Origin of the sequence: Streptomyces sp. NBC_01224, assembly GCF_036002945.1 — a bacterium.
Classification (GTDB): Bacteria; Actinomycetota; Actinomycetes; order Streptomycetales; family Streptomycetaceae; genus Streptomyces.
The window spans coordinates 1,246,386-1,259,962 of sequence record NZ_CP108529.1 but is presented as its reverse complement, the minus strand read 5'-3'; the positions used below and the strand labels follow the sequence as shown (position 1 = coordinate 1,259,962).

At 73.6% G+C, this 13,577-nt stretch carries 2 protein-coding genes; both read left to right on the top strand.

Annotated elements, in window-relative coordinates:
- Window positions 1-5 precede the first annotated feature (5 nt).
- The gene (locus OG609_RS05465; RefSeq protein ID WP_327271742.1) at window positions 6-9,518 is read left to right on the top strand and encodes a type I polyketide synthase; all 9,513 of its coding nucleotides are present in this window, start codon (window positions 6-8) and stop codon (window positions 9,516-9,518) included.
- 25 nt (window positions 9,519-9,543) lie between these two features.
- Window positions 9,544-13,512, top strand: a complete 3,969-nt coding sequence (locus tag OG609_RS05460; RefSeq protein WP_327277943.1) for a type I polyketide synthase — start codon at window positions 9,544-9,546, stop codon at window positions 13,510-13,512.
- Window positions 13,513-13,577 lie beyond the last annotated feature (65 nt).

Sequence of the window (13,577 nt, the reverse complement as noted above, 5' to 3'; positions counted from 1 at the left end):
GCCCGATGGCGAACGAAGAGAAGCTCCGGTACTTCCTCAAGCGGGTCAGCACCGATCTCGAAGCGGCGCACGACCGGATCCGCGAAATGGAGGAGCGCGACACCGAGCCGATCGCCATCATCGGCATGAGCTGCCGCTATCCCGGTGGGGTGCGCTCCCCGGAGGAGCTGTGGGACCTGGTTGCCTCCGGCGCCGACGGCATGACCCCCTTCCCGTCGGACCGGGGCTGGAACACGGACTCCGTTTTTCAGCCCGCGCCCGGGGGGACGGGGTACGCCGGTGAGGGCGGGTTCGTCCGGGACGCGGGGGACTTCGACGCGGCGTTCTTCGGCATCAGCCCGCGCGAGGCGCTGGCCACCGACCCGCAGCAGCGGCTGCTCCTGGAAACGTCGTGGGAAGCGGTCGAGCGGGCCGGAATCGACCCGGAGACGCTGCGGGGCACCCCTACCGGGATCTTCGCCGGGACCAACGGCCAGGACTACCCCTACCTGCTGATGGGCTCGGCCGGCCTGGAGGGGTACACGGGCACGGGCAGCGCCGCCGCCGTGATCTCCGGGCGGGTCTCCTACACGCTCGGTCTCGAAGGGCCCGCCGTCACCGTCGACACCGCGTGCTCGTCGTCGCTGGTGGCGCTGCACCTGGCGGCGCAGGCCCTGCGCCGGGGCGAGTGCACGCTGGCGCTCGCGGGCGGGGTCACGGTCATGGCGACCCCCGGCATGTTCAGCAGCTTCAGCGCGCAGGGCGGGCTGGCCCGGGACGGCCGCTGCAAGGCGTTCGCCGCTGCGGCGGACGGCACGGGGTTCGCCGAGGGCGTCGGGGTCCTGCTCGTGGAGCGGCTCTCCGACGCCCGCCGGAACGGGCATCAGGTGCTCGCCGTGCTCCGCGGCTCAGCGGTGAACCAGGACGGCGCGAGCAACGGACTGACCGCCCCGAACGGACCGTCCCAGCAGCGCGTCATCGAACAGGCGCTCGCCGACGCCTCGTTGACACCGTCCCAGGTCGACGTGGTCGAGGCGCACGGCACCGGAACAGTGCTCGGTGACCCGATCGAGGCACAGGCCCTGCTGGCCACCTACGGGCAGGACCGCCCGGCGAACCGGCCGCTGTGGCTGGGCTCGGTCAAGTCCAACATCGGTCACACGCAGGCCGCCGCGGGTGTGGCCGGTGTGATCAAAATGGTGATGGCGATGCAGCGGGACGCACTCCCGGCGACCCTGCACATCGACGCGCCCACACCGCAGGTGGACTGGACCACGGGCGAGGTGCGGCTGCTGACCGACGCGGTGCCGTGGCCCGAAACCGGACAGCCGAGGCGCGCGGGTGTCTCGTCGTTCGGCATCAGCGGCACCAACGCCCACGTCATCATCGAGCAAGCCGCCACACCGGCCGACACGCCTGCCGCCACGCCGGCCGGCACCGGGGCGCAGGAGGGATCCGTCGCCCTGCCCGTCTCCGCGCGCGGCGGGACGGCGCTCGCCGCGCAGGCCGCCCGGCTGCGCGCCCTGCTGGCCACCCGCCCCGAGTACGACCTGGCGGACGTGGCCCACGCGCTGGCGACCACCCGCACCGCCTTCGAGGACCGGGCCGTGGTCGTCGCGGAGGACCGCGACGGCGTCCTGCTCCAGCTGGAGGCCCTGGCGAACGGCACGGCCGGACCGGTGCGCGGCACCGTGACCGAGGGCCGGGTCGCGTTCCTGTTCAGCGGACAGGGCAGCCAGCGGCTGGGTACGGGACGGGAGCTCGCCGAGCGTTTCCCCGTCTTCCGCGACGCGCTGGACGAGGTGTGCGCCCATCTGGACCGCCATCTCCAGCACCCCCTGCGCAGCGTGCTGTTCGCCGAGGAGGGCAGCGAGCGAGCGGCTCTGCTGCACCGCACGGCGTACACGCAGGCCGCCCTGTTCGCGGTCGAGGTGGCGCTGTTCCGCCTGCTCGCCCACTGGGGCGTCCGCCCCGGCCTCCTCGCGGGCCACTCCATCGGCGAGGTGTCCGCCGTGCACGTCGCAGGAGTCCTCTCCCTGGACGACGCGTGCACGCTGGTCGCGGCGCGGGGACGGCTGATGCAGGCACTGCCCGAGGGCGGCGCCATGGTGGCCGTCGAGGCGAGCGAGGACGAAGTGGTCCAGGCGCTGGCCAGCCGGACGGACCGGGCCTCGGTCGCCGCGGTGAACGGCCCCCGCTCCGTCGTCGTCTCCGGTGACGAGGACGAAGTACTCACCGTGGCCGCCCACTTCGAGGCCCGAAACCGCAAGACCAAGAGGCTGAAGGTCAGCCACGCCTTCCACTCCCCCCACATGGACCCGATGCTCGACGAGTTCGGCCGGGTCCTTCGGGCTCTGACGTTCGCCCCTCCCGCCATCCCGGTCGTCTCGAACGTGACCGGCCGGATCCTGACGGCCGAGGAGGCAGGCTCGGCCGACTACTGGGTGCGCCATGTCCGTCGGACCGTCCGGTTCGACGACTGCGTGCGGACCCTGGCCGGCCAGGGCGTGAAGACGTACGTCGAACTCGGCCCCGACGGCGTGCTCAGCGCGATGGTCGCCGACTGCCTGGACGCGGACGCGGACGCGGGCGCGGACGCGTTCCCGGTCCTACGGGCCGGCCGTCCCGAGACCCGGTCGGCGATGACCGCGCTGTCCCGGTCGTACGTACGCGGCGTCGATTGCGACTGGACGGCCCTGTTTCCCGGCGCCGGGCAGGTGACCCTGCCCACCTACGCGTTCCAGCGCACCCGGTACTGGCCCGAGTCGCTCGTATGGACGGCGGCAGCGGACGCGCGAGGTGGCGAGGACCCGGCGGAGGCCGGGTTCTGGTCCGCGGTGGAGCGCCAGGACCTGGACGCCGTGACCGGCACGCTCGCCCTCGACGGGGACCAGCCCCTCAGCACCGTACTGCCGGCACTCGCCGACTGGCGGCGCGGCCGGCGCGACCAGTCCGCCATCGACTCCTGGCGGTACGAGGTGCAGTGGCGCCCCGCACCGGAACCCGACCCGGCCGTACCGGCCGGTACATGGCTCGTGGCGGGCCCCGAGGACGCCACCGACGACATCGCGGACGCTCTGGGCGCCCACGGAGTCCGCGTCGTCCGCGTCCCGTCGCCCCACGACGGCGCCCTGCTGCGGGACGCCATGACGGACGGCGGCATCACCGGCGTGCTGGCCCTGACCGCCCTGCACGGCGAGGGGACCCAAGGGCTCCAGGACACCCTCGCACTGGTGCAGGCCCTGGCGGCCGCGCGGCTGCGCGCACCGCTCTGGCTGGCCACCCGCGGTGCCGTCGCCGTCAACGGATCCGACCCGCTGACCGCCCCCGAACAGGCCATGGTCTGGGGCCTCGGCCAGGTCGTGGCGGTCGAAGAGCCCGGTCTCTGGGGCGGCTTGATCGACCTGCCCGGGACACTCGACACCCGTGCCGCCCGCCGCCTGTGCGCAGTGCTCGCCGACACCCGCAGGACGGAGGACCAACTGGCGATACGGTCCTCCGGCGTCCACGTACGCCGCCTCGTCAGGTCCGCCCCCCAGCTGCCGGAGGCACGTACGCCGTGGCAGCCCGACGGCACCGTGCTGGTGACCGGCGGCACCGGCGCCCTGGGTACCGTCGCCGCCCGCTGGCTGGCCCGCAACGGGGCCGCCCACCTGTTGCTCACGAGCCGCAGCGGCCCCGACGCCCCCGGCGCCCGGGATCTGCAGGCCGAGCTCACGCAGCTCGGCGCGCGCGTCACCGTGGCCGCCTGTGACGTCACCGACCGGGACGCGCTGGCTGCACTGCTCGCGTCGGTACCCGCCGAGCACCCGCTGACCGCGGTCGTCCACACCGCCGGCGTGCTGGACGACGGCATGCTCGGCTCGCTGACCCCCGAGCGGGTCGAGCGGGTCCTGCGGCCGAAGGCCGACGCCGTCCTGCACCTGCACGAACTGACCCGCCATCTCGACCTGTCGGCGTTCGTCCTCTTCTCCTCGCTGGCCGCCACGTTCGGTAACGCCGGACAGGCCGCGTACGCGGCCGGCAACGCGTTCCTCGACGCGATCGCCGCCGTCCGCCACGCCCAGGCGCTGCCCGCCACGTCCATCGGATGGGGCGCCTGGGACGGCGCCGGCATGGCCGCCGACCCGCTGGTGGCCGAACGCGTACGCCGGGGCGGAATGCCCCCGCTGCCACCGGAACCGGCGATGCGGGCGCTGCGACAGGCCGTCGAAGGCGGTGCGCCCCACACGGTCGTCGCCGATGTGGACTGGGAGCGCTTCGCGCCCTCCCTGCCGCCCGGCCGGTCCGCGTTCATCGGCGAGATCCCCGACGTGCAGCGGCTGTCGGCGGCGACCGGCGCCCCGGCGCCGGAGAAGGCCGCCGAGAGCGCCCTGCACGAGCAGCTGGCAGGCACCTCACCGCAGGAGTCCGAGCGCATCCTGCTCGCGCTGGTCTGCGGCCAGGCCGCCGCGGTACTCGGGCACGCGTCGGCGGACGGGGTGCAGCCCGGACGTGCCTTCCGGGAGCTGGGCTTCGACTCGCTGACTGCAGTGGAGCTGCGCAACCTGCTCGGGGCGAGCACCGGACTCGCCCTGCCCGCGACACTCGTCTTCGACTACCCGACCCCGCTGGTCCTCTCCCGGTACCTGCGTGACGAACTCGTCGGCTCCCGGACGGGGCCGGCCCAGGACGCCCCCGTCGCCGTCCTGGACGACGACCCGATCGCCATCGTCGGCATGAGCTGCCGCTTCCCCGGCGGGGTCCAGTCCCCGGAACAGTTCTGGGACCTCCTGGAGTCGGGGACCGACGCGGTCTCCCCACTGCCCGGCGACCGGGGCTGGGACATCGAACGGCTCTACAGCGCGGACCCCGACCAGCGGGGCACGTCGTACGTGCGCGAGGGCGGGTTCCTGCACGATGTCGCCGACTTCGACGCGGGCTTCTTCGGCATCGCCCCGCGCGAGGCGCTGGCCATGGACCCGCAGCAACGCCTGCTGCTCGAAACCTCGTGGGAGGCGTTCGAGCGGGCGGGTATCGACCCCGATTCGGTGCGCGGCGGACGGGTCGGCGTCTTCGCGGGCACCAACAGCCAGGACTACACCGGCCTCCTGATGGGCTCGGCCGAGAGCGCCGAAGGCTTCGTGGCCACCGGAAACGCGGCCAGCGTGGTTTCCGGACGGGTGTCCTACGCGCTGGGTCTGGAAGGACCCGCGGTCACCGTCGACACGGCGTGCTCGTCCTCACTGGTCGCCCTGCACCTGGCCGTCCAGGCCCTGCGCGCGGGCGAATGCACCCTGGCCCTGGCCGGCGGTGTGACCGTGATGTCGACGCCGTCCGCGTTCATCGAGTTCAGCCGGCAGCGCGGACTGTCCTCCGACGGCAGGTGCAAGGCTTTCGCCGAGTCCGCCGACGGTACGGGCTGGGGCGAGGGCGTCGGCGTCCTCCTGGTCGAACGGCTCTCGGACGCCCGCCGCAACGGTCGTGAGGTCCTCGCGGTCGTACGGGGCTCCGCGGTGAACCAGGACGGTGCGAGCAACGGTCTGACCGCGCCCAACGGCCCCTCGCAGCAACGGGTCATCCGGCAGGCGCTGGACGGGGCCGGTCTGACCGCCGACCAGGTCGACGCCGTGGAGGCGCACGGCACCGGCACGACGCTGGGCGACCCGATCGAGGCGCAGGCGCTGCTCGCCACGTACGGGCAGGACCGTCCGGCGGACCGGCCGCTGTGGCTGGGATCGGTCAAGTCGAACATCGGTCACACGCAGGCCGCCGCAGGTGTGGCCGGTGTGATCAAGATGGTGATGGCGATGCGGCACGGCGTACTGCCCCCGACACTGCACGTGGACGAGCCGTCGTCCCACGTCGACTGGTCGGCGGGCGCCGTGGAACTGCTGACGGCACCGGTCGACTGGCCGGAGACGGACCGGCCGCGCCGCGCGGGCGTGTCGTCATTCGGCGTCAGCGGTACGAACGCGCACACCATCATCGAGCAGGCCCCTGCCGACGTCCCCGCCCCGGCTGCTCCCCAGCCGGACGTTCCGCTCGACACCGGCGCCACGACCGCGTGGGTGCTGTCCGGCAGGACGCGCCAAGCCCTGCGGGACCAGGCGTCGCGCCTGCTGGACGCGGTCGGCACCGCGGACCCGGCCGCCCTCGCCCACGCCCTGGCGACGACCAGGTCCCGTTTCGAGCACCGCGCGGCCCTCGTCGCCTCAAAGCCCGCCGAGTTCGAGGCGGCGCTGCGGGTGCTGGCCGCCGACGGCTCGGCGGCCGGAATCGTACGGGGGAGCGCGGCCCGCGACATCGGGCCCGCCCTCGTATTCCCCGGGCAGGGCGCGCAATGGCCCGGCATGGCGAAGGAACTGCTCGACACCTCCGGCGTGTTCGCCGCACGAATCGCCGACTGCGCACAGGCCCTGGCCCCCCATACGGACTGGTCGCTGGAAGACGTCGTACGTGAGGCTCCCGGCGCCCCCGGCCTCGATCGGGTCGACGTGGTGCAGCCCGTGCTGTGGGCGGTCATGGTGTCGCTGGCCGAGCTGTGGCGTGCCTGCGGAGTCCGTCCGGCCGCCGTGATCGGCCATTCGCAGGGCGAGATCGCCGCCGCGACCGTGGCCGGCGCGCTGTCCGTCGAAGACGCCGCGCGTGTCGTGGCCCTGCGCAGCAGGGCGCTGCTCGCCCTGTCCGGCAGGGGCGGCATGGTGTCGGTCGGGGAGCCGGCCCCGCTGCTGCGCGAGCGTCTCACCGCGTGGGGCGACCGGTTGTCGGTGGCTGCCGTCAACGGTCCGTCGTCCGCCGTCGTCGCGGGGGAGCCCGAGGCGCTGGACGAGCTCCTGAGCGCCTGCGAGGCCGGCGGTGTACGCGGCCGGCGCATCGCGGTCGACTATGCCTCGCACTCCGCCCAGGTCGAGGCCATCCGCGAGGAACTGGACCGGCTGCTCACCGGGATCACCCCCCGCTCGTCCACCGTGCCGTTCTACTCGACCCTCACGGGCGCGACGATCGACACCGCGGAACTGGACGCCGGGTACTGGTTCCGCAACCTGCGCTCCACCGTGGAGTTCGAGGCCGCCACCCGCGCGGCACTCGCCGACGGCCACCGTACGTTCCTCGAGGTCGGCCCCCACCCGGTGATGGGAATCGGGCTCCAGGAGACGTTCGACGCCGTGAAGACGGAGGCGACCGCGCTGGGTACGCTGCGCCGCCACGAGGGCGGGCCCCACCGGTTCCTCACGTCACTGGCCGAGGCCCACGTCGCCGGTGTGTCCCCCGACTGGCGTGCCGTGTTCGGCCCCCGTACGGGCCATGCCGAGCTGCCCACGTACGCCTTCCAGCGCAGCCGCTACTGGCCGAAGCCCGCCGCACTCCCCGCCCCGGCCGAACACCGCGACCCGGTGGACGACGCGTTCTGGGCCGCCGTGGAGAGCGAGGACCCCACCGCGCTGGCCGGCATGCTGGGAGCCGGCGACGACGAAGCCCGGCGCTCGTGGGAGAGCGTCCTGCCCTCCCTCACGTCCTGGCGGCGCGAACGCCGCGAGCAGTCCGTCCTGGACAGCTGGCGCTACGGGATCACCTGGGTGCCCGTCACCCCGGCCACGGCCCCGGCCACGGCCACGGCCACGGCCCCGTCGGGTACCTGGCTGATCGTCAGCCCGCACGGGGTGGCGAGCAGGGCGAGCGAGGCCGTCGAGCGAGAGCTGGCGCGCAACGGGGCCCGCACCATCCACGTGCTGTTCGAGTCCGACGACACCGGACGCGCCATGGCGCTGCAACGGCTCGGGGCCGCCGTGCCCGACGGCGGCCCGATCGAAGGCGTCCTGTCCTTCCTCGCCGAGGACGACCGACCCGACCCGTTCCACCCGGTCGTCCCGGCCGGCGTCGCGGCCACCACCTCCCTCATCCAGGCGATGACCGATCTGGACCTGGTGGCGCCCCTGTGGTGCCTGACCCGGGGAGCGGTCTCCGTCGACGGCTCCGGCCCGCTCGCCGGCCCGGCCCAGGCACAGGTCTGGGGGCTGGGCCGCGTGATCGGCCTCGAGCACCCCGAACGCTGGGGCGGCCTCATCGACCTGTCCGCCGAGCCGGACGAGCGGTCCGTCGCCCAGGTGTGCCGACTGCTGGCCGGGGCCGGTGACGAGGACCAGCTGGCCGTTCGCCCCCAGGGGGTGTTCGCCCGCCGCCTCGGACGCTCGCCCGCCGGCCCCCGGCCGGCCGCGCCGTCGCGCTGGCGGCCGCGCGGTACGGCCCTGATCACCGGAGGCATGGGAGCCCTGGGGTCCCACATCGCCCGCTGGCTCGCGGGCAATGGCGCCGAGCACCTGGTGCTGACCGGGCGCAGGGGCGCGGACACCCCCGGGGCCCTGGCGCTGAAGGACGAACTCACCGCCCTGGGCGCCCGCGTGACGCTCGCCGCCTGCGACGTCGCCGACCCCACCGCCCTGACCGCCCTCGTGAAGGACCTGGCACAGGACGAGAAGGCGCCCGTACGCACAGTGGTGCACGCTGCCGGGGAGACCCTGGTCTGCGGCCTGGAGGAGTCCGACCCCGCCGAGTTCGCTCGGGTCATGTCCGCGAAGGCGGCAGGCGCGACCCACCTCGACGAACTCTTCGACGACGACTCGCTGGACGCCTTCGTGCTGTTCGCCTCCGGCGCCGGCGTCTGGGGCGGATCGGCGCAGGGCGCCTACGCCGTCAGCAACTGCCACCTCGACGCGCTCGCGGAGCGCCGCCGCGCCCGCGGGCTGGCCGCCACTTCGGTCGCCTGGGGCGGCTGGGCCGGCGGAGGCATGGTGGACACCGCCGCCGAGTCGACGCTCACGCGCCTCGGACTGCGGCCCATGGACCCCGAGTCGGCCGTCCGGGCCCTGGTCCAGGCGGTGGAAAGGGAGGAAACCTGCCTGACGGTCGCCGACATCGACTGGACCCGGTTCGCCCCCGCTTTCACCATGGCCCGGCCCCGTCCGCTGATCGAGGACATCCCCGAGGCCGCCGCCGTGCTCCAGCCTTCCGAGGACGACCACGACGCGCCCGAGGCCGCGGCCACCGCCCTTGCGGACCGGCTGGCCGGCGCCTCGGAAGCCGAACGGAAGCGGGTGCTCCTGGACCTCGTACGGACGGAGGCGGCGGCAGTGCTCGGACATCCCGGCGCCGATGCCGTCGACCCCCAACGGGCCTTCCGGGAGATGGGATTCGACTCGGTCATGGCGGTCGAGCTGCGCAACCGCCTGAACGCCGCCACCGGGCTGCGCCTGGAGACCACCCTGGTCTTCGACGAACCGTCACCAACCGGCCTTCGCGACCGGCTGCTGCGCGAACTGCCGCCGCCGGGCACGGAGTCGTCCGACGAGGACGACGACGCACAGGTGCGCTCGCTGCTCGCCACCATCCCGATGGCCCGGATCCGAGAGTCGGGTCTCCTGGACGCGCTGCTGCGTCCGGAGGAGGCCAAGGCCCCGCAGGAGGAGCGAACGCCTGAGTCCGACGACCGGGTGGACGAGATCAACGCCATGGACATCACCGCCCTCGTCCGCATGGCGACACGAACGAAGGAAGCCTGATGCGACGAGCAGCGTGGAGCACATGATGGGGACGCAGGTCGAAGAGATCGTCGATGCGCTACGGGCGTCTCTCGTGGAGAACGAACGGCTGCGCCAACAGCATCAGCGCCTCGTCGACGAGCGGGCGGAGCCGGTCGCCGTCGTGGCGATGAGCTGCCGCCTGCCGGGCGGCGTACGGTCGCCGGAGGACCTGTGGCGCCTCGTCATGGACGGTACGGACGCCATGTCGGCCGTCCCCGACGACCGGGGCTGGGACGTGGACTGGCTGCGCGGGCTGGGTGACGAGGGCATCACCCCGGAGGGAGGATTCGTCCACGACGCCGACGCGTTCGACGCCGCGCTGTTCGGAATCGGCCCACGCGAGGCACTGGCGATGGACCCGCAGCAGCGGCTGCTGCTCGAGTCGTCGTGGGAACTGTTCGAACGGGCCGGTATCGACCCGTCGTCCCTGCGCGGCACCGGCACCGGCGTGTTCGTCGGGGCCTCCTCCTCGGGGTACAGCGCGGGGATGTACGGCGATGCCCAGGGCAGCGACAGCTACCTGCTCACCGGCGCCGCGGGCAGCGTCGTCTCCGGCCGGGTGTCCTACCTCCTGGGCCTCCAGGGACCGGCGATCACGGTCGACACCGCCTGTTCGTCGTCCCTCGTGGCCATCCACCTGGCCGCCAGGTCGTTGCGCGACAGGGAGTGCTCGCTGGCGCTGGCCGGCGGGGTGACAGTCATGGCCACCCCTGGCGCGTTCGTCGAGTTCAGCAAGCAGCGCGGACTCGCCGGCGACGGCCGTTGCAAGTCGTTCGCGGCCGGCGCCGACGGGACGGGCTGGGGCGAAGGAGCGGGCGTCATCCTCCTGGAACGCCTCTCCGACGCCCGCCGGAACGGCCGGAAGGTGCTCGCCGTGCTGCGCGGCAGCGCGGTCAACCAGGACGGTGCGAGCAACGGACTCACGGCTCCGAGCGGGCCGGCCCAGCGCCGTGTGATCGCCCAAGCGCTCGCCGACGCCGGTCTGACCCCGGCCGACGTCGACGCCGTGGAGGCGCACGGCACCGGCACGGTGCTCGGCGACCCGATCGAGGCCCAGGCCCTGCTCGCCACCTACGGCCGCGGCCGCCCCGCGGACCGGCCCCTGCTCCTGGGCACCGTCAAGTCGAATGTCGGGCACACCCAGGCCGCCGCCGGTGCCGTCGGCGCCATCAAGACCGTCCTGGCACTCGGCCACGCGACGCTGCCCCGGACCTTGCACGTCGACGCGCCCACCCCCCACGTCGACTGGTCGGCCGGCGCGGTGTCCCTGCTGACCGAGGCCACACCCTGGCCGGTCACAGGACGGCCCCGCCGGGCGGGCGTCTCGGCCTTCGGGCTCAGCGGCACCAACGCGCACCTGATCCTCGAACAGGCGCCCGCGAGCGAACCCGTCACCGGCTCCACCACCGAGCTCCCCGTCGTCCCGTTCCTGGTGTCCGCCCGCACCGAGGAAGCCCTGAGAGACCAGGCGACCCGCCTCCTGGACCGCCTGCGCGACGATCCCGGACACTCCCCGACAGACCTCGGGTACTCGCTGGCCGTCTCCCGTGCGGCACTCGACCGCCGGGCGGTGGTCCTGGCCGACGACCGCGACGGCCTCGTCCGTGGCCTCACGTCCCTGGCCGGCGGCGAGGCGGCCCCCGGTGTGATCCGAAGCGCGGTCCGGGCCGGGGAAGGTACCGTCTTCCTCTTCACCGGGCAGGGCAGCCAACGGCCTGGCATGGCGGACGAGCTGTACGCGGCCTTCCCCGCGTTCGCCGCGGCCCTGGACGCCGTCTGCGACGCGTTCGACCGGCATCTCGGCACATCCCTCCGCGCGGTGATGTCGGGACCGGACCCGGAGAAGCTCGACCGGACCGAGTTCGCCCAGCCCGCGCTCTTCGCGTTCGAAGTGGCCCTGTACCGGCTGCTGGAGAATTGGGGTGTGCGCCCCGACGCGGTCGCCGGTCACTCCCTCGGCGAGCTGACCGCGGCGCACGTCGCCGGGGTCCTGTCGCTGGAGGACGCCTGCGCGTTCGTCGCGGCCCGCGGCCGCCTGATGCAGGCGATGCCGGGCGGCGGCCTGATGGTGGCCGTCGAGGCGTCCGAGCAGGAGGTGCGGGACCTCCTCGGTGCCGGCTCCGGTCTGTCGATCGCCGCCGTCAACGGACCGTCGTCCGTGGTCCTGTCCGGTGACCGGGACGAGGTCCAGGACATCGTGGCCCTCTGGACGAAGCAGGGACGCAGACACAAGGAGCTGCGGACCAGCCATGCCTTCCACTCGGCACACATGGACGCCATGCTGGACGACCTCCGCACGGTCGCCGCGAACCTGACCCTCCGGCCGGCCGAGATCGACCTCGTCAGTGCCGTGACCGGCGCGCCCCTCACCACGGAGCAGGCGCTCAGCCCCGACTACTGGACGCGGCACGTCCGGGAGACCGTCCGGTTCGCCGAGACCGTACGACGACTGCACGACGACCGGGCGGGCACCTTCCTGGAGATCGGCCCCGACGGCGTGCTCACCGCCCTCGCCCAGGACTGCCTCACCGGCCGCGGCGACCTCGAGCCGCCCCTCCTCGTCGCGACACAGCACCGCGACCGTTCCCCGGTGCGCGCCCTGTTCACCGCACTGGCCGAGCTCCATGTGCACGGCCTCCCCGTCGACTGGGCGGAGGTGTTCGCCGGACGGGGCGCACGCCTGGCCGATGTACCGACCTACGCCTTCCAGCGCCGCCGGTACTGGCCCGCGCCGCCCGCATACATCCCCGGCCAGGCGGCCCCGGGCCCGGCTGCTCCCGGCCCGGCCGCCACCGAGGCGACCGGGGACATCGCGTCCGCCGAAGCCTCGACGGCCCTGGCCGAGCGGCTGGCCGAAGCCACCCCGGCCGGCCGGCACAAGCTGCTCCTGGACGTCGTCACCACCTGGGCCGCCGCGGCACTCGGTCTCCCCTCGGCCGAAGAGCTGGACACCGGGCGGGACTTCCTGGAGCAGGGCTTCGACTCCCTGACCGCCCTGGAGCTGCGGAACAGCCTCCGGACGGTGCTCGGCACCGAGGAGCTGTCGGCCACCCTCCTCTTCGACCACCCCACACCGTCCCGCCTGGCCCGGCACCTTTCCACGGTGCTGGACGGCGGCGGCGGCGAAGCCACCGCACCCACGGCCAGGCCGAGCGGCGGCATCCTGGGATCCCTCCTTCAGCACACCCGCTCCACCGGCCAGGCCGTGGAATACGCGAAGGTGCTGATGCAACTCGCCGAATTCCGGACCGTCTTCAACAGCGACGCGCCACCCGCCCAACCCGCGCCCGTCGTCCGCCTGGCGTCGGGCGACGGCCTTCCGCTCATCTGCCTCTGCACGATGTCGATGCTCTCCGGACCGCACGAGTACGCCCGCCTGGCCGCCGGTTTCCGGGGGGAACGCGACGTGTACGCGCTTCCGCACCCCGGCTTCGCCGAAGGGGAGGACCTTCCGGAGAACTTCGACGTCCTGATGCGTACGCACGCCGATTCGGTCCTGCGTACGGTGGGGGACAAGCCGTTCGTCGTCACCGGCCACTCCGGCGGTGCGTTGCTGGCCAACGCGCTCTCCCGCGAACTGGACCGGCGAGGACGTCCGCCGGCCGCCGTGATCCTGCTGGACAGCTACCCCGCCGACAGCGAGGTGATGGCCGCCTGGATGCCCGAACTGCTCGGCGGCATGGTCGAACGCGATGACGCGTACACCCCCATGGACGACTTCCGCGCCACTGCCTGGGCCGCCTACCTGCCCTTCCTGTACGCGTGCCGGGCGCAGCCCGTCGACGTACCCACCCTCCTGGTACGGGCGGAGGAGCCCCTGGGCGCGTGGTCGGGCGAAGGCGACTGGCATGCCGTCTGGCCCCTGCCCCACTCGGTCGTCGACACAGCGGGGAATCACTTCACAATGCTCGGCGAGCGCGCGGGGCCCCTGGCCCGCCGGATGCGCGAATGGCTGACGGAGCAGGGGTGCTGAGAACAAACGAACAAAATCCGCCGCACTGCCATACAGGGGTCGACGGACGATAGATAGGGGTTGCC